General features: G+C 68.2%; 22 protein-coding genes. 16 read left to right on the top strand and 6 right to left on the bottom strand.

What is annotated here, in order from left to right:
- Window positions 1-67 precede the first annotated feature (67 nt).
- The 3 genes from NRB20_RS34700 to NRB20_RS34690 all read left to right on the top strand — a co-directional run bounded on the left by NRB20_RS34700 (window position 68) and on the right by NRB20_RS34690 (window position 2,019).
- Window positions 68-358, top strand: a complete 291-nt coding sequence (locus NRB20_RS34700; protein ID WP_153415645.1) for a helix-turn-helix domain-containing protein — start codon at window positions 68-70, stop codon at window positions 356-358.
- 432 nt (window positions 359-790) lie between these two features.
- A complete protein-coding gene (locus tag NRB20_RS34695; protein WP_153415644.1) occupies window positions 791-1,468 on the top strand; it encodes a DUF1345 domain-containing protein in 678 nt (225 codons plus the stop codon).
- 80 nt (window positions 1,469-1,548) lie between these two features.
- Window positions 1,549-2,019: a phage tail protein gene (locus NRB20_RS34690; RefSeq protein ID WP_153415643.1), complete on the top strand. Its 471-nt coding sequence runs from the start codon at window positions 1,549-1,551 to the stop codon at window positions 2,017-2,019.
- Between the two features lie 48 nt (window positions 2,020-2,067).
- Here NRB20_RS34690 and NRB20_RS34685 read toward each other — a convergent pair whose 3' ends face one another.
- Window positions 2,068-3,042, bottom strand: coding sequence for an SAM-dependent methyltransferase (locus NRB20_RS34685; RefSeq protein ID WP_227834163.1), 975 nt, complete (start codon window positions 3,040-3,042; stop codon window positions 2,068-2,070).
- A gap of 99 nt (window positions 3,043-3,141) precedes the next feature.
- Here NRB20_RS34685 and NRB20_RS34680 point away from each other — a divergent pair, with 99 nt between their 5' ends.
- On the top strand, window positions 3,142-3,324 hold the full coding sequence (locus NRB20_RS34680; protein WP_153415642.1) for a hypothetical protein: 183 nt from the start codon (window positions 3,142-3,144) through the stop codon (window positions 3,322-3,324).
- An 85-nt stretch (window positions 3,325-3,409) separates the two neighbouring features.
- Here the strand turns inward: NRB20_RS34680 and NRB20_RS34675 are convergent, their stop codons facing one another.
- A complete protein-coding gene (locus tag NRB20_RS34675) occupies window positions 3,410-3,730 on the bottom strand; it encodes a hypothetical protein (RefSeq protein WP_153415641.1) in 321 nt (106 codons plus the stop codon).
- A gap of 716 nt (window positions 3,731-4,446) precedes the next feature.
- Here NRB20_RS34675 and NRB20_RS34670 point away from each other — a divergent pair.
- From NRB20_RS34670 to NRB20_RS34640, 7 genes are all read left to right on the top strand, one after another.
- On the top strand, window positions 4,447-5,238 hold the full coding sequence (locus NRB20_RS34670) for an FHA domain-containing protein (RefSeq protein ID WP_227834162.1): 792 nt from the start codon (window positions 4,447-4,449) through the stop codon (window positions 5,236-5,238).
- The gene (locus NRB20_RS34665) at window positions 5,238-6,362 is read left to right on the top strand and encodes a serine/threonine-protein kinase (protein ID WP_153415640.1); all 1,125 of its coding nucleotides are present in this window, start codon (window positions 5,238-5,240) and stop codon (window positions 6,360-6,362) included. The genes NRB20_RS34670 and NRB20_RS34665 overlap by 1 nt, the downstream gene beginning before the upstream one ends.
- Window positions 6,359-7,945: a hypothetical protein gene (locus NRB20_RS34660; RefSeq protein ID WP_153415639.1), complete on the top strand. Its 1,587-nt coding sequence runs from the start codon at window positions 6,359-6,361 to the stop codon at window positions 7,943-7,945. The genes NRB20_RS34665 and NRB20_RS34660 overlap by 4 nt, the downstream gene beginning before the upstream one ends.
- A gap of 9 nt (window positions 7,946-7,954) precedes the next feature.
- Window positions 7,955-8,512, top strand: coding sequence for a hypothetical protein (locus NRB20_RS34655; RefSeq protein ID WP_153415638.1), 558 nt, complete (start codon window positions 7,955-7,957; stop codon window positions 8,510-8,512).
- Window positions 8,513-8,522: 10 nt separating this feature from the next.
- A complete protein-coding gene (locus NRB20_RS34650; protein WP_153415637.1) occupies window positions 8,523-11,030 on the top strand; it encodes an Hsp70 family protein in 2,508 nt (835 codons plus the stop codon).
- Complete coding sequence (locus NRB20_RS34645; protein ID WP_153415636.1) at window positions 11,027-11,920, top strand: hypothetical protein; 894 nt, start codon at window positions 11,027-11,029, stop codon at window positions 11,918-11,920. Before NRB20_RS34650 ends, NRB20_RS34645 begins: the two co-directional genes overlap by 4 nt.
- A gap of 124 nt (window positions 11,921-12,044) precedes the next feature.
- A complete protein-coding gene (locus NRB20_RS34640; protein WP_227834161.1) occupies window positions 12,045-12,845 on the top strand; it encodes an FHA domain-containing protein in 801 nt (266 codons plus the stop codon).
- Between the two features lie 64 nt (window positions 12,846-12,909).
- On the opposite strand, the gene NRB20_RS34635 is transcribed toward NRB20_RS34640, so the two are convergent.
- Window positions 12,910-14,448, bottom strand: coding sequence for a serine/threonine-protein kinase (locus NRB20_RS34635; RefSeq protein ID WP_227834160.1), 1,539 nt, complete (start codon window positions 14,446-14,448; stop codon window positions 12,910-12,912).
- A 210-nt stretch (window positions 14,449-14,658) separates the two neighbouring features.
- Window positions 14,659-15,372, bottom strand: a complete 714-nt coding sequence (locus NRB20_RS34630; RefSeq protein WP_319945785.1) for a GNAT family N-acetyltransferase — start codon at window positions 15,370-15,372, stop codon at window positions 14,659-14,661.
- Window positions 15,373-15,505: 133 nt separating this feature from the next.
- Between NRB20_RS34630 and NRB20_RS34625 the strand changes: the two genes are divergently transcribed.
- Both NRB20_RS34625 and NRB20_RS34620 read left to right on the top strand, forming a co-directional pair.
- Window positions 15,506-16,723: an LLM class flavin-dependent oxidoreductase gene (locus tag NRB20_RS34625; RefSeq protein ID WP_153415634.1), complete on the top strand. Its 1,218-nt coding sequence runs from the start codon at window positions 15,506-15,508 to the stop codon at window positions 16,721-16,723.
- Between the two features lie 13 nt (window positions 16,724-16,736).
- Window positions 16,737-18,101: an NtaA/DmoA family FMN-dependent monooxygenase gene (locus NRB20_RS34620; protein WP_153415633.1), complete on the top strand. Its 1,365-nt coding sequence runs from the start codon at window positions 16,737-16,739 to the stop codon at window positions 18,099-18,101.
- An 88-nt stretch (window positions 18,102-18,189) separates the two neighbouring features.
- Here the strand turns inward: NRB20_RS34620 and NRB20_RS34615 are convergent, their stop codons facing one another.
- Window positions 18,190-18,852, bottom strand: a complete 663-nt coding sequence (locus NRB20_RS34615) for a hypothetical protein (RefSeq protein ID WP_153415632.1) — start codon at window positions 18,850-18,852, stop codon at window positions 18,190-18,192.
- A gap of 69 nt (window positions 18,853-18,921) precedes the next feature.
- Window positions 18,922-20,103 carry an ROK family transcriptional regulator gene (locus tag NRB20_RS34610; protein ID WP_319945784.1) on the bottom strand — a complete coding sequence of 394 codons (1,182 nt, stop codon included), beginning with the start codon at window positions 20,101-20,103 and terminating at the stop codon, window positions 18,922-18,924.
- A 176-nt stretch (window positions 20,104-20,279) separates the two neighbouring features.
- Between NRB20_RS34610 and edd the strand changes: the two genes are divergently transcribed.
- The 3 genes from edd to eda all read left to right on the top strand — a co-directional run bounded on the left by edd (window position 20,280) and on the right by eda (window position 23,823).
- A complete protein-coding gene (gene edd, locus NRB20_RS34605) occupies window positions 20,280-22,142 on the top strand; it encodes a phosphogluconate dehydratase (RefSeq protein ID WP_153415630.1) in 1,863 nt (620 codons plus the stop codon).
- Window positions 22,143-22,210: 68 nt separating this feature from the next.
- Complete coding sequence (glk, locus tag NRB20_RS34600) at window positions 22,211-23,212, top strand: glucokinase (protein WP_319945783.1); 1,002 nt, start codon at window positions 22,211-22,213, stop codon at window positions 23,210-23,212.
- Window positions 23,209-23,823, top strand: coding sequence for a bifunctional 4-hydroxy-2-oxoglutarate aldolase/2-dehydro-3-deoxy-phosphogluconate aldolase (eda, locus tag NRB20_RS34595; protein WP_153415628.1), 615 nt, complete (start codon window positions 23,209-23,211; stop codon window positions 23,821-23,823). The genes glk and eda overlap by 4 nt, the downstream gene beginning before the upstream one ends.
- Window positions 23,824-24,483 lie beyond the last annotated feature (660 nt).

The following is a 24,483-nucleotide window of genomic DNA, read 5'->3' as shown; positions in this document are numbered from 1 at the left end:
GCAATGAGGCGGTGCCTCACCGGAGGCCCCGACCACGACCATGCGCCGTCTACGACAGGAGGATCTGATGGCCGCGCATCGGCGCTGGAAGATGCGTCAGGGAAATACCGACGGACTCAGCCCGGAGATGCGGCGCGCATACGAGGATGCACGCCGCGCGTACGAGCTTGCCGAAGCGGTTCGGGCACGTCGTCTCGAACTGGGTCTGACCCAGACGGAGGTTGCGCGTCGGGCGGGCATCCCGCAGCCGTCGTTGTCGCGGATCGAGGGCGGTGGAGGTACGCCTACGATCGCGACATTGGATCGGCTCGCCGAGGCTCTCGGCCTGACGTTCATCGCTCGATTCGAGGCCATGTAGTTCACCGCGGGCAAGTACCTTCGTAACCGGGATCTCGGCCATCGCCCGCGCGGTCCACTGTCCCGTTGTCCGCAGCGCCAACGGTCGGCAGATTATCAAGCACTACGTCGGCAGATTATCACCGGAACCCTCGGCAGATTATCAAGCAACCTGTCGGCAGATTGTCAAGCAGAACGACGTCGACCCGGTCAGCGTGAACAGTCGAGGCAGCCACGTCTCAGAGTGCCGGTTCCGTCGGGATAAGTTGAGGTGAAACAAGTTTCGTGACCATTCGCTGATTCGGGTGATGAGACCGGCCGGGCAGGTTCTCGCTGGCGGCCGAGCCAGCGCCAGGCAGATTGCCGGGCGCACGGCAGTCCGACTCGAGAACGGCGCCGGGCGGGTCGGGTGGAAGTTCGGGTGTGGGGGCGGGGTGGCGGGAATACTGGCGCGATGGGTGATGAGAACGAGGTGGTGCCGGCTTGGGCTCGGCGTAGTGCGGGGGAATCTCGGGTGGCGGCCAGTGTGGCGGTGCTGGTGGTTATCGGGTTGCAGTGGGTTTTGCCGGATCGGTTGACGATGCGGCCAGGGGTGTTGATTCCGGGGTTGGCGTTGGTGTTGTTGGTGGTGTTGATCGTGGCGAATCCGGTGCGGATCGATCGGGAGGCGCGGTGGTTGCGGTGGGCGGGGTTGACGTTGTCGGGGTTGTTGAGCGTGACCACGGTGTGGTCGGCTTATCGGCTGGTGGAGGGGTTGATCGATGGGAAGCTCAGTGACAGTCCGGGGGTGTTGCTGTCGTCGGGGGCCGAGGTCTGGTTGACGAATGTGCTGGTGTTCGCGCTGTGGTACTGGGAGTTCGATCGGGGTGGGCCGGCGGCCCGGGCGCACGGGCGTAAGAAACATCCCGATCTGCTGTTTCCGCAGATGCAGTTGGGCAAGCTCGCGGATCGGAACTGGGAGCCGGAATTCGTCGACTACCTCTATCTGGCCTTCACCAACGCGACCGCGTTCAGTCCGACCGATGTGATGCCGCTGTCCCGCTGGGCCAAGATGATGATGGCCGTGCAGGCCGGGATCTCCTTCGTGACCGGGATCCTGGTCATCGCCCGCGCGGTCAACGTGCTGAAATGACCGCGCAAGTTGCCGAGAGCTTGCACGCGAGGCGGTAGAGTCCGGCCGAGACCTTGCGGCTGAGAGCTGAGGAGTTCGTCATGCCCTACACAGTGGACTTCACCGATGTTTCGACCGTGGGACTGGAGTCGTCGCCGGTGGCGGCGGCGCTGGCCGGGTTGCGGGCGAACGAGGCGCGGTACTTCAAGAACAAGTACGACCACGTCTTCGTGGTCGAGCCGGCGCAGGAGGCCGCGCCGGCCGTCGAGTGGGTGAGCCGGATCCTCGCGGACGAGCGGGGACTGGTCATCGAGTCGAAACCATTGGAGGCCACCGCTTTTCAGGTCGAGAACATCTACATCGCGTACGTGTTCTACGAGAGCGGGCTCTCGATCAACGTGATGTACACGCTCGACGACGGCGGCAAACGCGCGGTCGGCTTCAAACTCTCCGACGGCATGGAGATCCCCGCCGAACTGTCCGCCTTCAAATTCGCGCGGCAGAAGTCGAAGCTGGCCGGCACCATCCGCGGCTCCTACTTCGTCATCAAGGGCACCTACCCGGCCGGATAGAACAGGAACAGGGTGCAGCCGCCAGCGGTGTTGGGAACGGCCGCTGGCTCAGGGTTTGATCGCGACCGCCGCGTACTGCCCGTACACCCGATCCATCTCCGCCAGCACCTCCTCGCGCAGGAAGAACCGATCCGACGGCCGCCACCGGTGCGGCGGCACAACTCCGGGCTCGAGCAGGTCGAAACCCTCGAACAGCGCGGTGACTTCGTCGCGTGTCCGCCACATGATCGGCACGCCCGAGGAGTCGTAGATCCGTTTCAGCTCCGCGAAACGCTCCGGGTCCAGATCGGCCGCGCCGTGCGAGACGATCAGCCAGGAACCCGAGGGCACCGCGTCCATCAGCTGTTTCACCACCCCGGCCGGATTCTCGACGACGAAGTGCAGCAGCGCGACCAGGCTCACCGCGACCGGCCGGGACAGGTCGATGATGTCGGCGAATTCGGCGGAACCGAAGATCTGTTGGGCCTCGTGCACATCGGCCAGTACGAAAGCGGTCCGTCCCTCGTCCGAACCCGTCATCAGCGCGCGGGCGTGGGTGAGGACCAGTGGATCGTTGTCCGCGTAGACAACTCGCGCCGCGCGGTTCACCGCCTGGGCGGCGTGATGCAGATTCGGGGTGGTCGGGATGCCGGTGCCGACGTCCAGGAATTGATCGATCCCGGACTCCGCGGCCGCGGTCACCGCGCGCAGCATGAACTCGCGATTGGCGCGCGCGGCCTGCCCGACCTCCGGGAAGATGTTCATCACCTGCGAGGCGGCCTCGCGGTCGGCCGGATAGTTGTCCTTGCCCCCGAGGTAGTAGTCGTACATGCGCGCCGAATGCGCCTGCCGCGTATCGAACTCGTTGTCCTCGAGGGACATCCCGGACTCCTCACCCTGCGTCTGCCGCGCGGCTGTGAGCCGCGGCCCATACAGGCATACCAGTCCGGCGGGATCGTCGCCGTCCGAAATCCCCATCCGAGCCGACCGGTCTGCTTGTCCGCGCGAACCGTCCTCGCGACTCTCGGACCGGGATGTTCCCATGAACGGCACGATGTCCGCTTACGATGGGCCTACAGCAGGGATGGATCGTGATCGGCGGGACAATTTCGGGGACGCGGTCTGGTTGAAAGGGAGGATCGCGTGTCGGAGATCGGGATTCAGCGTGCGGACAGTGAACTGATCAATGCGTTCAACCAGGGTGCGATACGTCGGCTGGCACGCAATGCCGACGGCCTGTCCGATTCGTCGCTGATCATCCTGACCAACTTCGCCGCCGCCCTGCGCCGTGCGGAGAAGCTGTTTCCGGAGACCGCCGATCTATGACAGCCGATCCATGAAGGCGCACAACCGATCCGCGCGGGTACACGATGCTCACCGCATCAGACCGATCCGCGCGGGTACACGATGCTCACCGCATCAGACCGGTCAGCCTGCCCCACATCCCGGACCGCTGCGGCGCGACCGCGTATTCGGGCTCGTCGTCCGCATCGTCGTACTCGTCCGCCGAATCCTCCACCGCCGCTTCGACTTCCACAGCGGCCGTGGGAATCTCGTCCACCGACGTCTGCGACCACGCCTTCGGCTCACCCGCGGCCGGATCGAGCACGGGCAGTTGCACGGTCGGCTGATCATCGAATTCGGCGCGTAGTCGAGCGAAGAACGCATCGAGCGAACCGTAGCGATCGGTGACCTCGCCGACGAGACGCAACACCTCGGACCGTGAACCCATTGTCGTTCTCCCCTCATAGATTTCAGCGCCGCCCGTGTCACGCCACGCGGGCGAGGGGCTTCCGGTGCAAGTCGCCCACAGGTCACCGGAAACCACCTCACCCACTCCAGCGCCACATACTCGAACCGCTCCGACGGCTCCACCCCGGGAGCGTTCGTGTACCGCAGCACGCACCACTCTAGAGCCATCGCAGCTACTTCCCGGACATCTGGGTGGAGTCGACTTTGCGTGTCGCAGCTAACATCAGACACAAGCCCCGAAACCGACAGGCACCATCGCGAAAGACGAGCTTTGCGTTACCATTTCGAGCACTCGACCAAATCTGCGAGATCAGACTGAGAGCAGATAGCTATCGTTTAGCAATCTGCATCGCACCCGTTTCGAACCGGCCGCGAACCACCCCGGTGAACAACCAGCGCAACCCCATCATTCCTGATCTTGTACCCCGACCGCAGCCGTCCCGGATACCGATTCGGTAATGGCGACACCGGAATGCCTGTTCCCCCAGCCTCCTTCACCCCCGACGCATCGGCTCCTTCCCGGGAACAAACCGCACGGACGTAATCCAACCGGGTCACCGGACGCGATCACACCACCGGAACAGCCGCAGCGCCCGATCCGAATTTCAGTGTTACCCCGAGTCCGGGACCGGTCCCGGGGATCGGTGGCACAGTCGGGCTCGACATCGGATTCGGCTGGTCAGGACGGGTGAAACTGTGTGCGGGACATTGGAACCCGAGGACGGGGAGCGGATTCCGGCGGAGCAGAACAGCCTCGTCCGGGGCATGCGGGCCACCACGCCGGGGACGGTCTCGGTGCTGTCGCTGGCCGGTGGGGTGAGCGTGCGGCCCAAGAAGGGGCGCGAGATCATCTTCGGCCGCAATCGGCCGCTGGTGCACGTGTGCGTGGGCGAGAACGATCTGCGGATCAGCCGCCGGCACGGCACCCTGATCTGCGACGGCAACCGCTGGTGGGTCAGCAACGCGGGCGCGCAGCCGATCCGGATCGCCGAGTCGCACATGCTCTTTCAGGACGAACAGCCGATCCCGCTGGACGCCGGGTACACGCCGATGTTCATTCGCGGCTCCCAGCGGCGCGAACATGTGCTGGAGATCTTCGTGGCCGATATCGATCGCGGTCAGCAGGGCCCGCTGCACGAGCACGGCACCCTGCCCGCCACCCCGCACCGCCTCGACGAGGTGGAAAAACTGGCCCTGACTGTGCTCGGGCAGCGGTATCTACGGCACGAGCGCAATCCGCAGCCGTGGACGTGGAAGGCCACCGCGGAGCTGCTCGGCGAGATGCAGCCGGACTTCGGCTGGAAACCGCGGCGGGTGGAGGAACTGGTCGCGGGTGTGCGGCATCGCCTCTCGCGCGCCGGCTTCGCCGGGCTCACCGCCGAGGAGATGCCGCAGCCGATCGGGAACATGTTGAACCACAACCTGATTCAGGAGCTCATGCGGTCCGGGACGCTGGTCCCCTGCGACCTCGAGCGGATCGATCTGTGATGTTCGCGCGACTGCTGCGGGAGGGACAGCGCATCGGCGAGACCTACGAGGTCGAACGGTTCCTGGGTGAGGGCGCGTTCGCCGAGGTGTACCGGGTGCGGCACCGCATCCTGGGCCGCCAGGCGATGAAGGTGTTCCGGCGGACCGGCACCGCCCGGGAGAACGATGCCATGCTGGGCGAGGCGATCCTGCTGTCCCAGATGGGGCATCCGAACATCATCCGGGTGTTCGACGCGAACACCGTCAGCACCCCGCAGGGCGAACGTGCCTATTTCACAATGGAATACATCGCCGGGGGCAACCTCCAGAACTTCTGGACCTCGCACCGCGACCGGTTCGTACCGCTGAGCGATTCGGCGCGGATCCTGCATCAGATTTCCGAGGGCCTGGCCGTCGCGCACACCGCGCAGCCGCCGATCATCCACCGCGACATCACCCCGCAGAACATTCTGGTCGGCTACGACCCGGCCGGACTGCGCGCCCGGATCAGCGATTTCGGCCTGGCCAAGCACATCAATCCGCTGACCCAGCTGGCCAGCACGCGCGGCACGCTGGCGTTCAAATCGCCCGAGTCCCTGCTGAATCCGAACGGCGACTCCCGCGCGGGCGATGTGTGGGCCATCGGCACCATCGCCTATCTGCTGCTCACCGATACGCTGCCCTACCCGGAAGACTTTCGCGAGGCCGGCCTCGCGGTGGAGTTCTTCGGCACCCAGCGCCGCGAACCCCCGCGCCCGCCACACGAATTGAACGCCGAGGTCGACCGCGAACTCGACCGGATCGTGCTGGCCGCCCTGGATCCCGATCCGGCCGCGCGCACCCCCGACGCGGGCGTACTGGCCGCGCAGTTCGGCCGCTGGCGGGCCCGCACCAGCAGCGAACCGTTCGAACACGTCCGCACCGATCTCACCCAGCACACCTCGAAAACCGTGCTGGGCAACCGATCTCCGGGCGACGAACAGGCCGCCGAGACGTTGGCCGAACGCGCGCTGCGCTTGGCGCGGCAGGCCGCGACGCTGCCGGAGGCGGCGGATGTGATGGAAGAGGCATTCGGCCGGTTGCCGCGGTTGCGCGACGTCCACGAGAGCCGGCTTCGACTGTGGCGCAAGGGAGTTGTGACATGAACACCACTGCATCCGATCGCGATCACGCGACGGGTTCGCTCGGTCGGGCCGAGGAGCTGGACCGGATCCTGCGACCGCTGGTCGGCGCGAACATGTACCGCGACAACGCATTCCGAATCACCGGTGTGCCGCCGGACGCCTCCCCGACGGTGATCCGGCGGCGGCGTGAGGAATTGGCGTTGTCCGAACGTCTGGGCGTGCCGTATCAGCCCGCCGGGGACCTGCCGCCGACGCCCGCGCCGGACGGGGATGCGGTGCGGGCCGCGTTCGAGACCCTGCGCGATCCGGTGGCGCGGCTGGTGCACGAACTGCTCTGGTTGTCCGGGGATGCCGAGCACGATGCCGCGATCCGCGCGCATTGCGCTGTGCTGGAAGATGATTCGATCGTCGAGCTCGACGACACCGACTTCGAGGACGATCCCCGCGCGCAACGCTGGGCCGCCGCACTGGGACAGTGGGCGCGGGTGCTGGACGACGATCGGATCTGGGAGCGGGCCCGCACCCGCGTCACCGAGATCGACGACCCCCGGCTCACCACCGGTGTAGTCCGCAGACTGCGAGATCGCCTGCCGCGCCACATGATCGATGTGGGTATCGCGCTCGCGGTGCAGCGGGTGGAGAAGTTCGGCCCCGACGCCGCCGACTGGCATCTGCGGTTGCTGGACGAATCGACGTTCGACGACGACGTCATCGATATCGCGCTGCGCCAGGCGACCCGACCGGCCGAAACCCGGGTCCGCACGGCCTGCGAGACGGCCGAACAGGACGCCACCACCGCATCGGCGGATTCTGCCGCCGCCGGACGCGTCCTGCTCGATCGGGTACGCCCCGCGCTGCGCATGATCGCCGCCCTGCTGGGCCCCGACGACCCGGTCACCGACGCGGCCTACGACCAGGCGGCCCGCGCCGTGAACCTCTGTGCCACAACACATCACCGGGCCGATCCGAAGAACGACGCGGCGGCCCTGGACATGCTGGCCCAGGCCCGCACGCTGGCGCGGCTGCCCACCACGATCGAGCTGATCGACAACAACGAGGAGGTGGTCGGGGCCGAAACCGTCGTCGGCGCCGTCGCGAGCCTGGTCGGGCGCGGCTGGGTGAACACCGCCGCCGACCGGCTCCGGGTCTGGCGTTCGCGGATCGGCAATCCCGTACTGCGGCAACAGATCACGCAGCTACTGGCGGATCGGCGCGGGATCGTCGGGGCGATGCGCGGTGCGCCGTTCGTCGGCTTCTGGTTGGTCGGATTCTCGTTCCTGGCGGGCCACCGGGCACCGGGCAAGGACGGCACCTACATCGCCACGCACTACATGGCGCCGCTGCTCATCCCGATCCCGCTGGCCTCCTATCTGCGCGACGAGCGGTTCTTCTACGGCAAGGTGCCGTTGACGATCGGGGCGCGAATCTGGCGGGCGATCGTGCTGCTCGGCTTCCTCGTCGCATTCATCCGGCCGTACGACGGCGGTACCGGGCGGACCGTCTTCCTGATCGCGGTCGGGGCGCTCGCGCTGCTGAACGCCGCGCGCATCGTCTGGCTCCTCGTTTCCACCACCACCCGGCCCACCGCACACCGGGCCGAATGAGAGGCGACAATGGCATCGTTGGCAGCCGTGCACCGGCGCATACGGCAGTACCGGTTCCCGCCGGAATTCCGGATTCCCGAGCCCACGCGATATCTCGCCGATCCGGCCACCGCGGCCCCGATCACCGATGAACCGGATCCGATCGTGCCCGCCGACCGGGAGCTGGACGATCTCGACGACGCCGTGGTCGCCGACGTGGCCACCGGCGTCTGGCGGGTACTGCGCAGATTCGCGTCCGAGGACGGCGAGGCGCCCAGGGCGCAGCGGCTGGCCACCAGAAATCTGACCGCCGTACGAGAACGCCTGGAGCAAGGACGAATTCGGATCCAGGATCACGACGGAGCCGTCTTCGATCCGGGGTTCTCCCTGGACGTGATGGCCTATGAACCGCAGCCGGGATTCGACCGCGAGATCGTCGTGGAAACGGTCCTGCCGTCGATCTACCGGTCCGGGCGACGCATTCAGATCGGTCAGGTGATCGTCGGCATACCCGCGCAGACCGACGCTGCCGAGCCCGAGTACCGAGACCACCCCGGGCACGAAATCCCCGTGCCCGCAACCGATTAGGACGAGCACCATGACACGCGAGACCATCGATTTCGGTATCGATCTCGGTACCACCAACAGTGCGATCGCCGTTGTCGACGGCAGCGGCGCGCGAGTGATCCGGAACAACGACCAGTCCGATTTCACGCCGTCCGCGGTGTACGTGAACCGTATGAAGAGCAAATTCGTCGGCATGCGCGCGAAGGAACGGGTGGAATCCGATCCGGACAACGCCTGCGCCGAATTCAAACTACAGATGGGAATGCGCGGCACACACAAGCATTTCGCCGCGGCCGATATCAACATGAGCCCGGAGGAATTGTCCGCCGAGGTGTTGAAATCGCTGCGGGAGGATGTCCGGTCGTCGGAGGAGGAGAATATCGGCGCGGCGGTGATCACCGTACCGGCCGCCTTCGAACTCGATCAGTGCGATGCGACGCGCAATGCCGCCGCGGCGGCGGGCCTGGAATTCGCGCCGCTGATCCAGGAACCGAGCGCGGCCGCCTGGGCATACAGCGCGGGCAAGTCGGTCGAGCGCGGCTTCTGGCTGGTTTACGACTTCGGCGGCGGCACCTTCGACGCGGCCGTCATCCGGGTCGCCGACGGCGAGTTCAGCACGATCAATCACGCCGGTGACAATTTTCTCGGTGGCAAGTTGATCGACTGGGCCATCGTGGAGCAATTGCTCATTCCGGAGGCCCGCAAGGAACCCGGATTCACCGAATTGGCCCGGGGAAATGCACGTTACGCGAAGGCCATCGCGAAGTTGAAGGCCGCGGCCGAGAACGCGAAGATCGAACTCTCCCGCACCGAGCGGACCAGCGGTGAGATAGAACTTCCGGGCCCAGGCAAAAGCGACGTCGACTTCGCCTATTCGATCACCCGAGCCGAGCTGGAACGCCTGGCGATGCCGCGCTATCGGCAGTCGATCGAGTTGTGCCGCAAGGCACTTGCCGAATCCAAACTGGGTCCCGGTGATATCGATCGAGTGCTGCTGGTCGGCGGCGCGACCCTCGCCCCAGGGCTGCGGAAGCTGCTGGCCGATCCCGACGAGGGCCTGGGCATCGCGCTCGATCACAGCCTGGACCCGGTGACCGTGGTGGCACGCGGCGCGGCGATGTTCGCGAGCACCCAGCGGTTGCCCGCGCGGGCGCGGCCGACCGAGAGCGGCCGGGTGATCATCGAGATGTCGCACGAACCGGTCGGCTCCGATCCGGACCCGTTGATCGGCGGGCGTATCCGCGCGGCCCAGGACCGGGATTGGACCGGGGCCACCGTCGAATTCGTCAACCCCGACGGCGAACCGCCGTGGCGCAGCGGCAAGGTCCCGCTCACCGCGAACGGCGCCTTCACCACCAGGGTGCACGCCGAGGCGGAGACCACCAACCGCTATCTGGTGGAAATCCATGACGCACAAGGTAACCCGGTGGACTGCGAACCGGGCCGGATCAGCTACCGGCACGCGAGCCTGGTCGGCACCCCGCCGACGCTGAGTCATTCGGTCGGTATCGGGCTGGACGACAACGAGGTGTTGTGGTTGGTACGCAAGGGATCCGAGCTGGAAGCCAAGACGCGCGAGGTGCTGCGTTCGACCGTGGCCGTGCGACGCAACTCGAACTCGGGGCTGATCCGGGTCCCGTTCGTCTCGGGGGAACGTTCGAAAGCGGATCTCAACACCTTGATCGGGGCCTTGGACATCGTGCCGAGTGCGGTCGCCCGCGACGTGCCCGCGGGTAGCGAGGTGGAGGTCGAACTGCGGATCGATACCAGCTTCCAGGTGCATGCCAACGCCTACGTGCCGATCCTCGACGAGGAGTTCCCCATCACCGTCGACCTCGGCCGCAACACCTCCACCGATGCCGACGAATTGCGCGGCGCGGCACAGGATCTGGACACCCGTGCGCAGGATCTGTCCGACCGCGCCCGGCAGCTGGGCTCCGCGGGCGCATCGGTGTCCACGATGATCACCGCCTTCGCCCGGGACGGCGCGGTCGAACAGGTCCGCAACCGTGCCGAGGCCGCGGCGGTCGATCCGGACGCGGCCCGCGAATGCGAGAACCGCCTGCACGACGCGCAGGCCGCACTCGCCGATATCGAAGCGGCCCTGGTACTTCCGGAGCTGGCCGCCGAGGCGACCGACATGCTCGAATCGGTGCGCGAGCCGATTCAACGCTGGGGCAACGCGACTCGTCGCGCCACCCTGCGCGATGCCGAACGCGCCATCGAGAACGCCATCACCGCCGGGGACGAGACGGTGCTGCGTCGTCAGATCGACGTCGTGCGCGAGATCTTCCGCGAGGTGCTGCGCGATTCGGGGCGGCTGGAGGCGGTGGTCTTCGCCGGACGCGAGGAGGCGTTGAGCGGTAGTCCCGACCCGGCGATCCAGCGGCTGCTGCGCAAGGGCCGGATCGCGCTGGAGAGCGGCGACAACATCGAACTGCAACAGGTCCTCATGCAGCTCGACAAGCTCGCCCCCGACGACTTCGACGTGGACCGCACCCCCGGCGGCTTCGGCAGCACCGTGGGGAGGCGCTGGTGAACGCCACCACCGCGCACGCCGCCGCACTCGCCGGCGCGGGCCGCTACGACGACGCCGCACAGGTGCTGACCGACCTGGGCGGCCACGACAGCACCGATCCGGACGTCCTGGATCTGCTCGCCCGCGTGCACGCCCAGCGCGGGGAACTCGCCGATGCCGACGAGTGCTGGGCGGCAGCCCAGCGGGCAGGTGGCGATGCGTCCGCGGCACGAGGGGGCCGCAGACGCATCGCCGCACTTCAGTCGGGCCGTGTGCGGCGGCGGCCGGGCCGGATCGCGCTCGCGCTGGTGGTGGCCGGGGCGCTCGGCGCGGGTGGGGTGGCGGCGGGTGTGGCATTGAGCCAGCAGCGTCCGGCGGTCGCGGCCCAGTTGGATGATGTCCAGCGTGCTCAGCGGGATCAGGCGGCGCGGCTTGCCACGGTCGCCGAACAATCCGAGGGCCCCACCGCGACACGTCGGGCGCTACTGCGTGATCTCACGACCGCGGTGACCGCCGAACCGGCCCTGCGATCGTATTCCGACGGCGATGCGCTCACCGTCACCTTCCCGCACGGGTTATTCAGTGTGGGAACGACTTTCGCGCCGACGGGAACCGCCGCCCTGGATCGCCTCGGCCACCTGCTCCCCCGCTTCGGCGCGCGGGTCGCGGTGACCGTGACCGGCCACACCGAGGACGCGACACCCTCGCCGACGCTCGGTTACACCGACACCGTCGAACTGGGTCTCGCGCGGGCCCGGATCGCGGCGGTGCGGCTGTCGGGGGTCAGCGGTCTGCCGCTGCCGGTGTTCCTGCTGGCCAGCGCGGGTGCCGCGAATCCGCCCTACCCGGCCGACACGAGCACCGGCCCAGCGCTGAATCGCACTGTGACCGTGACTGTTCGGCCGATCTGACCTCGACACGCCGAACGGACCGATCGACACCGTCTTCGAGCCGATTCGCCGGACAGGCCGGGACGGTGCTGCCAAGATGGTCCCGCAACATCAATTCCACGACTCGACAGAGCGAGTGAGACCGATGACTCTGACACTGAATTCACCTGGTGTACAACGATTTCCGCGAACACATCACAACCTGCTGAAGGGTGGACGGCCCGTCGCGGGCACCATCTCGCTACTATCGCTCGGCGACGGGGCGATCTTCACCCCCGACCCGGGGCGCGAAGTCCTCTTCGGCCGCAATCGGCCGGTGATGGATCTGTGCGTCGGCGAGGACGATCTAAGGGTCAGCCGCCATCACGGCACCATCCTGCGTTCCGGCACCAGGTGGATCATCAAAAACCTTGGTGGACAACCGATCCGGATAGCGGATTCGTATCTGCTGTATCAGGACGCGGAGCCGATTCCGCTCGCCACCGGATACACGCCGGTGTATATCCGAGGGTCCGAACAGCGCGAACATCTGCTGGAGATCTTCGTGACCGGTCCGCAGCGGCACGATCCGATCCCCAAGCATCGCGACGACACCGATCCCGGTGTGCCGCACCATCTCACCGATCGCGAGCGCCTGGTTCTGGTGGTGCTCGGACAGCGCTATCTGCGTCAGGAACACCATCCGCAACCGCTGACCCGGGACGCCACCGCCGAGCAGCTGATCGACTTGCAGCCGGACGCGGACTGGAAACGGCGGCGGGTGGACACCGTGGTCACCGACGTCCGGCATCGCCTGTCCGCCTGGGGTGTGGACGGCCTGGATCCGGAGAACATGCCGCAGCCGATCGGAAATATCCTGAACCACAACCTGATTCAGGAATTGATGCGGTCGGGCACGCTCTCGCCCGCGGATCTCGCGCTGATCGAGGAGCCGGAGGGCCACTGAGCCGACGACAGCGCGATGCGGATACTGTTGCGAGGCAGGGGAACCGCCTCGCATCACCGCACACCTACCCGGTGCTGAACGAACGCACCGCACCTTCGAAGAGATCGTCACCGTCGGTGTTCTGCGCACCGTCGACCGCCCAGTCCACGACGATCTTCCACGGCTGATGACCGGAGTCGTAGTACAGCTCCCGCTTCCGCCACAGCTGCCCGCCGTCGCCGCGGAAGGTCATGGTCAGCACGATGCCGGTGCGGCCGTTCACCCGCATCCGGGACAGCGTCACCTGCTGGTCGGCGATCGCGGTGTTCTGGAGGTTCTGCCAGTACCAGTAGTGGGCGCGTTCCTCGGGGGTGCCGCCCGGAATGTCCCAGCGCAACAACAACAATTCCCGATCGACCTGCCCCCGGGTGGTCTGGAAGGCCACACCGCCGCCGTGGTCGTACAGGTCCACGGCCTGGTATCCGGACGGGACCGCGATCGTCGCGCCGATCTTGTGCACCGCGGTCCAGCCCGGTGGAACCACGGGCTTCTCGGCGGCGGTGGCACGGGGTTCGTCCATCGGATGCCGCGCGATGCCGCCGAACCACATCACCAGTGCGACAACCAATCCCGCGATCACCGCCGCGCACAGAGCGGTCAACGCGAGCAGGACCCACTTCGGACGGGCAGGCTCGGCAAGGTCCGGTGCGGAGGGTTCGACCGGTTCTTCCCGCTCCGAGTTCGGTCCCGGGGGCGTCGCGGCGACATGCTCGAGAATCGCCGTGATCTCCGCGATCCCCGGCCGGGCCGCCGGATCCTTGCGCAACAAGCCGAGCACGAGATCCGTGAGATCGCCCGCGCGCCGGGGCGGCGGCGGTTCGCTGAACTGCACCGCCTCGAACGTCGCCTGCCGGGACAGCCGCGCGAACGGGGAGAACCCCTCGGTCGCGGTGTAGAGCACCGCGCCCAGCGAGAACAGATCCGATTCCGGTCCCGGGGCCACGCCGCGGATGCGTTCGGGGGCGGTGTAGTCGTCCGAACCGGCCACGGCCCCGGTGTATGTCGTGGACGCCTCGCCCTGGACCGAGGCGACGCCGAAATCGGTGAGGACCACCCGGCCGCCGCGCCCGATCATGATGTTGGACGGTTTGACGTCGCGGTGCAGCACATCGCAGGCGTGCGCGGCGACCAGCGCGCCCACGATCGGCAGCGCGATCCGGGCGGCCCGGTCGGGGGTGAGGGTGCCCTCGGCCAGCAGATCGGCCAGGGATTGCCCGTCGATGAACTCCATCACGATCAACGGCTGCTCGTGTCCGGTCAGCACGTCGTGGATGGTGACCACCGCCGGATGATCGATCTGCGCCGCGGCGCGGGCCTCCCGTTCCAGGCGTAGCGCGACAACGGCCCGGTCGGCCTCGGACAGTAGTCGCGGTAGGTGCGGTTCCTTGATCGCGACGTCACGGGCGATGCGGCTGTCGCGGGCCTTCCACACCGTGCCCATCCCGCCCTGGCCCAGCTTGGCGATGATCAGATAGCGGTCGTCCACCACGCGCCCCAGCGCCAGGCGACCGGGATCGGTCTGCGGTGGGTACGGAACGTCGGAATCATCCCGAAACACGGGCATTTCTGTTGGCGTGTCCCAACTTTCGCGATTGCGCTCCGCTGATCCTCCGGGCTCTGCCCGAGCGGCATCCATCCGTCCATGATTCATCGCCACCCGTGCGCCGGAATCGATTTCGGCGCAATAGCGCAAAGTTCACATCTGCGCCTGATGTGGGGAGCGTGGGCCGGGATGTCCTGCTGCCGACTCGGTGGCGTCGGTGCGGACCCCGGATCAGGGCGCGTCGGGAGCCTGGACGACGGTCAGCACCGAACGCTTCCGCACGGTGAAACCGAGGGTGCGGTAGAGGTCGATCGCGGTGGTGTTGGCCGCGAGGGCGTGCAGGAACGGGAGGTCGCCGCGGGCGCGGATACCGGCGCCGACCGCGCGGATCAGGCGAGTGGCGATGCCGCGGCCGCGGAACTCGGCGTCGGTGCACACCGCGCTGATCTCGGTCCAGCCGGGCGGATGCATGCGCTCCCCGGCCATGGCGACCAGTCGGCCGTCGACCCGCAGCCCCAGATAGACGCCCATCTCGATGGTTCGCTCCGCGTACGGGCCGGGTTTGGTGCGATCGATCAGTTCCAGGATCTCGGGAACGTCTGCGGCGGTGAGTATTTCGAGATCGGGATCGTGGGCGACAGCCAGTGCGGTGCCGTCCATCTGCACCGAGCCGATCTCGTCCAGCACCGTCCAGCCCGGCGGCGGCACGTGGTAGCCGCGCAGTCCGGCCGAACCGCCCGGACCCAGCAGCGCGGCCAGATCGCTCCAGTCGCGCGCGTCCAGGACCGGCGGATGGCCGACGAAGCGGGCGACCTGCGGATCGTAGCGGCCGATCCGGCCGGACCAGTCGGCGAAGCGGTGGTGCGCGCCGAGCAGTGCGGTGCGCACCGGATCGTCGAGAGGGTGCAGCGCGGTCGGCGCCGCCACGGTGGTATCGATCGTCACGCGATGTTCAATTCACCTCGCCCGCAATATATTTCCCTCGGCTCGAGCTGATTCCAATCGTTGACGCCGCACGCCCCGGACAGCATCGTGACCAGTGTCGCCCATTCGCCGCACGGACAGGATCACCGAGACGATGGCATCGAATCCACGGCATCCGGACCCATTGCATCTGGGCGTCGCGCTGGACGGGGCGGGCTGGCATCCCGCCGCGTGGCGCGAACCCGGCTCCCGGCCCACCGAGCTGTTCTCCCCCGGCTACTGGGTCGATCTGGTGAGCACTGCGCAGCGCGGGCTGCTCGACTTCGTGAGCATCGAGGACAGCCTCACCGCGCCGGAGGTGCGCGGGGTTCCGGCCGATGCGGTCGATCGCGTGCGTGCCCGGATCGACGCGCAGCTGATCGCCGCGCGGGTCGCGCCGGTCACCCGGCACATCGGGCTCATCCCGGTAGTGACCACCACCCACACCGAACCGTTCCATGTGTCGAAAGCCCTTGCCACACTGGACTTCACCTCCCGTGGACGGGCAGGCTGGCAGGTACGGGTATCCGGAACGGCCGCGGAGGCAGCGCATTTCGGGCGTCGTACGGTGCCCGAGCTCACCCCCGGCGAACTCGCCGAAGCGGTGGCGGCGGGAGCGACCGGTCCGGTGCGCGAATTGTTCGACGAGGCAGCCGATGCGGTCGAGGTGGTGCGGCGACTGTGGGACAGCTGGGAGGACGACGCGGAGATCCGCGATGTGGACGCCCGGCGGTTCATCGATCGGGACAAGTTGCACTACATCGACTTTCGGGGCGAGCACTTCGCGGTGCGGGGTCCGTCCATCACGCCGCGTCCGCCGCAGGGGCAGCCCGTGGTGGCGGCGCTCGCCCATGCGCCGCTGATCTACGAATTCGCCGCCCGCACAGCTGATCTGGTGTTCGTCACGCCCGATCGCGCCGACGGGCCGGGGCCGGTTCTCGAACAGGTCACCGCCGCGCAGGCCGATCGCACCGGTGAACCGCTGCGGGTCTATGCCGATCTCGTCGTATTCCTCGATACCCAGACAGAAAGCGGCGCGGCCCGGCTGGCCCGGCTCGATGATTACGCGGGCACCGAATTCACCTCCGACGCTGTGGTTTTCGCTGGAAGTGCCGAGGAGCTCGCCGATCTGCTCACCGAGTGGCACGCATCGGGGCTGGACGGATTCCGTCTGCGCCCGGGAGTCGCGGTGGATGATCTGGCGATCATCGCCGATCGGCTCGTCCCGATTCTCCAGCACCGCAACCTGTTTCGCACCGGCTACCCGGACGGCTCGCTGCGCGGGCTGCTCGGGCTGCCCACCACCGTCCCCAACCGTTACGCGAACGCCTGAACCGAGGCCGATTATGAGTTCTCCCCGTAAGCAGGTCATCCTGGGCGCCTACCTCGGTGGGGTCAACCACCACACCGCGTGGTGGGATCCCCGGGCCGGCAGCCAGATCGATTTCAGCAGTTTCGAACACACCGCGCGCACCGCCGAACGCGGCCGGTTCGACTTCTTCTTCCTCGCCGAGGGGTTGATCCTGCGCGAGCGCGCGGGTCGCATCTTCGACCAGGACGTCATCGGCCGCCCGGACACCTTCACCGTGCTGGCCTCGCTCGCCGCGGTCACCGAACATCTCGGACTCGCCGGGACGATCAACACCACCTTCAACGAACCCTATGAACTGGCAAGGCAATTCGCGAGCCTGGACCATCTGTCCGGGGGCCGCGCCGCCTGGAATGTGGTCACCTCGTTCGACGCCTTCACCGGGCAGAACTTCCGGCGCGGCGGCTTCCTGGATCCGGCGGACCGCTACACCCGCGCCGAGGAGACGCTGAATGCCGTTCGCGCCCTATGGGATTCGTGGGATGCCGAGGACATCGTGGCGGATCGTGCGGCGGGCCGCTTCCTGGCCCGCCCCGACGCCGGTGAATTCGCCTTCCGCGGAAGCCAATTCGACATCTCCGGCCGATTCACCGTCCCGCGCAGCCCGCAGGGCCGGCCGGTGGTGCTCCAGGCCGGTGTCTCCCCGCAGGGGCGGGCCTTCGCCGCGGCCAATGCCGACGCCATCTTCTCCCCCTACGGCAAACTGCCCGAGGCCGCGGAGTTCTACCGGGACATCAAATCTCGCGCGATCGCGGCCGGACGCGCGGCCGACGACATCAAGATCCTGCCCTCGGCGAGTTTCGTCCTGGGCGACACCCAGGCCGAGGCGATCGAGAAGTACCACACCATCCGCAACGAGCAGGTCACCGGCCAGACCGCGCTGATCCTGCTGGAACAGATCTGGAACCGCGACCTGTCCGGCTACGACCCCGAGGGCCCGGTCCCGGCCATCGATCCCGACCCCGACGCCCCGCCGATCATCCAGGGCCGCGCCTTCCTGCACCAGGACCGCTTCGCCACCGCCGCCCGCCTCCGCCAGGTCGCCGAGGCCAAGAAACTCACCCTCCGCGAGGCCGTCATCGACCAGTTCGAACGCGGCCCGCTGGTCGGCACCCCGGCCCGAATCGCCGATCAGATAACCGAATTCGTCGCCGACGACGGCTCGGACGGCTTCATCCTCGGCTCCCACCTGGTCCCCTGGGGCCTGGACGAATTCGTCGACCAGGTGGTGCCGCTACTCCAGGACCGCGGCGTACTGCGCGCCGAGTACACCGGCGTCACCCTGCGCGACAACCTGGGCCTGCCGAACGTTCGATCGGCGTCGGTCCCGGCGAAAAGCTGAGCCACCGGGCAATTCACCGGCACCAGACACGATCGGTTTCGGAAGCCTGTGAAATTCCTGAGTTCCCGTGCGCGGCAGCACAATCGGATCAAGGCCCGACCGCACAGCCCGATCGCATCGCCGGAATGTACGGCCGCAACCCCAATGCGATGTCGGCGCAGGCGGCCAGGGCCATATCGCGTTCGACCCGATCGAGCGGATACGGCACGGCCAGGCGGGTCCCCAGAATCGGCACCGGCAGCGATTCGCCGCCGCGATCCCACCACAGATAGGTGTCGCCCAGCGGATCCGCGAGACGGTGCGAGGCCCAGCCGCCGACCGTGCGGATGACGTCCAACCGCCCGAATTCACCACCTGACCGATCCAGCAGGACGAGCCGGAACAGCTCGGGAGTGCACGACTCACCCGCATCGGGCACGACATGGAACACCGTGCCACCGGTGGCCGCGACGGCGGTGACGGTTTCCCCGCGCAGAATCGTCCCGATCGCCGCGCCGTCACCGCGACGCAGCGCGATACTCACCTCGTCCAGCGGTTCCACCCGCACCACCGACCCGTCGGCGTAGCCGATCCGGAAGCTGATACTCTTGCGCCCCAACAGCATTGCCGATCTCGCCCCGCGCGCCTCACCGCGCGCGGCAACCGCGACGGGGACACCGGGCCCACCCCGGAATGCGATCGTCGCTCCCCCCGGCGTTTCGCACGCCACCCGCCCCTCGATCATCGTCGATCCGTTCCGCAGGGCTGGCATGCGTCCGATCGTAGAACTGTGACGAAGATCTCATGGGATATCGGACAGGGTGCGTCGAAATTACCTGATTCAGGTGTCCAGCAGGGCGTTGACGGCGGCGGGTGCGAGCACCTGATCCAAGATCATCGCGGCACAGGCGGCGACTCCGGTGGGCGCGTCGGGCGCGCCCGGTTCCACCCGCAGCGCGCGGGTGGCCAGCGCCGAGGAACGCTGATAGATCAGCTCGCGCATCCCGGCGGCCAGCGGTTCGTAGGCGTGCGACAGATCCCCGCGCACGATGATGAGCGCGGGATTGAGCAGATTCACCGCCGCGGCCAGCACCTCGCCGATCCGGCGTCCGGCCTCGCGCACCACCCGCAGCGCGTCGGCGTCACCGGCATGCACGAGTTCGACCAGTTCGGGTAGACCGGATACCGACTTTCCCTGTGCGGCAAGCTGTTCCAGCAGTGCCCAGCCACCGGCCACGGTCTCCAGGCAGTAGTTGTCCCCGCAGCGGCAGGCCCGATCCGGCGCACCGGCAACCTTGATGTGCCCGATCTCCCCCGCCCCGCCCCAGGCCCCGCGCTGCAACCGGCCACCGGCGATGATGCCCGCGCCGATCCCCGTGGATGCCTTGAGCAGCAACAGATCACAGACCTCCGGATGCCGGGCGTGCTCGGCCAGCGCCAGCGCGTTCACATCGCTGTCCACCCGGACCGGCGCGCCGAAACGTCCGGTGAAGTACTCCGCGACGGCCACCTCACCCAGCGCGGGCCCGGTGCCGACGCTGTGCCCGGTGGCCACGTCGACCGCGCTGGGCACACTCACCCCGACCCCGTGCACCCGCCGCCGCGCACCGGCCTCGCTCTCCACCTTCGCCAGTAGCGCGTCCATCCGCTCGGCCGCGTCGACCAGTACCGATTCGGTGACTCCCGTTGCCGGAACCGGGAATTCGGCCTCGGCGAGCACGCGTCCGGCGAGATCGCAGACGGCGACCTGGGCGCGACTGGCGCCGGTCGAGGCCGCCAGCACCAGACCGGATTCGGGGTTGAACATCAGCCGCGTCGGCGGACGGCCGCCGGTGGAACCGCCGTCGGCGCGCTCGACGACCAGACCGCGTTCGAGCAGTTGCTCGACACGCAGCGTCACCGCCGTGCGGGACAGGCCGGTCAAGCGCCGGATGTCCGCGCGGGTGACCACCTCGTTACTGCGGATCAGCGCCAGCACGTCACCCGCCGACACGCCGGGCGTCGCCATCGGTCGACCGGTCACCGCACCTCCTCGCCGCATCCTCGAGCCGAGTTCTCGAGTTCTTCGGGACCACAGTATCTGTCCAGCTCGGTAGCAAGTACCGTTTGTTTTGATCTTTTCAAACCAAAGTTTGCTTGCAAATAAACCTAAGTATCTCTAGCGTGATGTGTGGCCGATCACACCCGAAGGAGTCCGCGATGCCGGTCCACCTGGATTCGCCCGCCCACCCCGTCCATCCCGTCCTGGCCGCCGTCACCGCCCGCATCTCCGAGCGCAGCGCGGGCGCCCGGCAGGCGTATCTGACTCGCATCCGGGCCGCCGCCTCCCGCGGCCCGGCACGAATGTCGTTGGCGTGCAGCAATATCGCGCACGGCGTCGCGGCCTGCGCACCGGCGGACAAGCTCGCCCTGCACGGCGAGACGCGGCCCAATATCGCGATCGTCACCGCCTACAACGACATGCTCTCGGCGCATCAGCCGTACCGGGACTATCCGGATGTGTTGCGCGAGGCCATCACCGGGGCGCGCGGGGTCGCGCAGGTGGCCGGCGGGGTGCCCGCCATGTGCGACGGCATCACCCAGGGCCGGGCGGGTATGGAGTTGTCGCTGTTCAGCCGGGACGTCATCGCGATGTCGACCGCGATCGCGCTGTCCCACGACATGTTCGACGGCGCGCTGCTGCTCGGCGTCTGCGACAAGATCGTGCCGGGGCTGGTGATCGGTGCGCTGTCGTTCGGGCATCTGCCGATGCTGTTCGTGCCCGCCGGGCCGATGCCCTCGGGCCTGGCCAATGCCGACAAGAGCCGGATCCGGCAGCGCTACGCCGAGGGTGCGGCGAGCCGCGCGGATCTGCTCGCCGCCGAATCCGCCAGTTATCACGGGCCCGGGACCTGCACCTTCTACGGCACCGCGAATTCCAATCAGCTGCTGATGGAGGTGATGGGGCTGCATCTGCCGGGCGCGAGCTTCGTCGCGCCCAACACCCCGCTGCGCCGGGCGCTGACCGTCGCGGCCGGGCGGCGCATCGTGGAGTTGACCGCGTTGCGCGGCGGGGCGGCCCCGATCGGTGAGGTGATCGACGAGCACGCCGTCGTCAACGGCATCGTCGCGCTGCTGGCCACCGGCGGGTCCACCAATCACACCATGCATCTGGTGGCGATGGCCGCCGCGGCCGGAATCGACGTGCGCTGGGACGATTTCGCGGAACTCTCGGCCGTGGTGCCCACCCTGACGCGCATCTATCCCAACGGTGTCGCCGACATCAACGCCTATCAGCGGGCGGGCGGTATGCCGCAGCTGATCGGCGAACTGCTCGGGGCCGGACTGCTGCACGACGATGTCACCACCGTCGCCGGACACGGTCTCAGCAGCCACTACCGCGAGGTTCCGGTGCTCGAGGCGGACGGTGAGATCGCTTGGCACCGTGGGCCTTCCGACAGTGGCGACAAATCGGTGCTGCGGTCGGCGGCCGATCCGTTCGCGCCCGACGGCGGGCTGCGCATGCTCGACGGATCGCTGGGTCGCGCGGTGATCAAGGTGTCGGCGGTCGCGCCCGAACATCGGGTGGTGCGCGCTCCCGCAAGGGTTTTCGAGGATCAGGAAGAGTTTCTCGCCGCGTTCCGGGACGGGCAGCTGAATCGGGACATGATCGCGGTGGTGCGATTCCAGGGTCCGCGCGCCAACGGGATGCCCGAATTGCACAAGCTCACACCGGCTCTGGGCGTGCTCCAGGATCGCGGGTACGCGGTCGCGCTGGTCACCGACGGGCGGATGTCGGGCGCGTCGGGCAAGGTGCCCACGGCGATGCATCTGACGCCCGAGGCCGCGGCGGACGGGCCGATCGCGCGCATCGTGGACGGCGACATCATCGAATTGGACGCCGAGACAGGCGAACTCGGTATTCTGGTGGATCCGGCGGAACTCGCCGCGCGGCCGTGCGCCCGGGTGACGGCGACGCCGATCGGCACCGGCCGCGAACTGTTCGACTGCTTCCGCACCGCGGTCGGCCCGGCCGATCGGGGCGCGAGCGTGTTCGGGTCGGCCGTGTTCGGGGCGGCATGAGGATCGCCGCGTCCGCGACCCGGCGGCCGGAAGTACCGGGTGACCGAGACGCGACGACGTCGCGGCACGTGCCCGGAGACCACTCGCCCCACCCCGACGACCCCTGGCTGGTCGCCGATATCGGTGGCACCCACGCGCGGTTCGGGCTGGTCGGCGAACTCGGCGGCGAACCGTACGAGGTCCGTATCCTGCGGTGTGCGGAATTCCCGGATCTCGTTGCGGCGGTGGAGAACTACCTCGATCGTCTGACGTCCGGAACCCGCCCGGCGATGGCCTGTGCCGCCGTCGCCGGGCCGGTGCGCGGCGATCGGTTCCGGCTCACCAACGCGCACTGGGATTTCTCGATCTCCGAGAGCCGGATGCGGCTGGGGCTCGAACGGCTCGAGCTGATCAACGATTTCACCGCGCTGGCGCTGGCCGTGCCCGAGCTGCCGGATACGGCGTTCGTGCGGATCGGCAACGGCGTGCGGTGGGCCGCGGAGCCGATGGCGGTGATCGGACCCGGGACCGGGCTGGGCGTGAGCGGGCTGATGCGGGTGCGGCGGCAGTGGATCGCGATTCCCGGGGAGGGCGGGCACGCGGGGCTGCCGGTGGAGACCGAGCGGGAGATGCAGGTGGCGCGGGTGTTGCGGGAACAGCATCCGGTGGTGGACGCCGAGACCGCGCTGTCCGGGCCCGGACTCGGACGGCTGTACCGGGCACTGTGCGTGGTGCACGGGGTGCGGCCCGCGGCCGGGCAGCCCGAGCAGGTGTGCACCGCCGGACGTCGCGGCACCGATGATGTTGCGCGCGAAGCACTCTCGATGTTCTGCGGGATGCTCGGCGCATTCGCCGGGAACGTCGCGCTGACGCTCGGCGCGCGCGGCGGGGTGCTGCTCGGCGGCGGCATTCTGCCCGGCATCGTGGATTTCCTCGCCGACAGTGACTTTCGCGAACGTTTCATCGGAAACCGTTCCCTCGCAGGATATCTCGACAACGTGGCCACCGAACTCATCGTGGCCGCCACACCCGCGCTGCGCGGCGCCGCCGTGGCGCTCGAGCAGCACCGACTCACTCCGGAGCCCGCATGAACATCCTCGATATCGCACCGGTCGTCCCCGTGGTCGTACTGGACGACCCGGATCGCGCCGTCCCCCTGGCCCGCGCGCTGCTGGACGGCGGCGTCGGCGTCATCGAGATCACCCTGCGCACGAATGCCGCGCTCCCGGCCATCGACGCCATCGCGAGCGAGGTGCCGGAGATGGTCGTCGGCGCGGGCACGCTGATCACGGCGTTGCAGATCGAGGCCGCGGCGGCCGCGGGCGCGCAGTTCCTGGTGAGCCCCGGCGCCACGCCGCAACTGCTGGACGCGCTGGCCGATACCGGTCTGCCGTATCTGCCCGGCGTCGCGACGATCTCGGAGGTGCTCACCGTGCTGGATCGCGGCGTCACCGAGATGAAGTTCTTCCCCGCCGAATCCTCCGGCGGCACAACGGCTCTGCGCGCGTTCGCCGGTCCCCTCCCGCAGGTCCGCTTCTGCCCCACCGGCGGCATCACCCCCGCCACCGCCCCCGATTACCTGTCCCTGCCCAACGTCGGCTGCGTCGGCGGCTCGTGGCTCACCCCCGCCGCCGCCCTGGCCGCCGACGACTGGTCCCGCATCCGAGCCCTCGCCGCGGCCACCACGACCCTGCGCGACTGAGTGCGGCTCTGTGCGACCGTGGACACCAGGGCCCGTGCCTCTCCCGACACGTCCGGGGAGGTCGCACACTGCACGAAGCCGCATCCACAGCACGTCGACTGGATCTCAGAGTCTCGGCCGGTCCGATAACGGGGTCCCAGCTGTTCCGGCACGTGCGTATCGGCACGGCCGCTCGAGACGGTGAGTTCTGTGCACAACCCACACGTCGTGTATGTGACACAGTTGCCCAGCGCACCACCAACCGCCCGGCTGATGCGAGAATCCGTGCGGTGATCACCGCCGCCCCCTCGGGACGCCAGGCCGGTCCGCGCCGCTGGTCGCTGCGGGCCCGGCTCCTGGCCGGACAATTGCTGCTGCTGGTGACGGTCGTGATAGGCATCGGCGTAGCCACCGAACTGGCATTGCAACAATTCCTGGTGGACCAACTCGACGCCCAACTAGCAGGCGCCCAGAACCGCGCCCAAATGGCCGTCGCCGGCCCACCCCCCTTCGGCCCACCCCCCTCCGACGCCGGTTCACCACCCCCGAACCCGCACACCCCCCACCCGTCCTCCCACCCGAGGCCACACGGCATGCGCCCGATATTTCCGGGCCACCACCCCTCACAACCACGCCCCACCCAACCAGGCGTCACCGAACCCTCCCCCGCAGCGCAGCCAC

This window comes from Nocardia macrotermitis, assembly GCF_009604405.1.
Lineage (GTDB): Bacteria > Actinomycetota > Actinomycetes > Mycobacteriales > Mycobacteriaceae > Nocardia > Nocardia macrotermitis.
The sequence above is the reverse complement of the archived record's forward strand: the minus strand, read 5'-3'. Positions and strand labels throughout refer to the sequence as shown.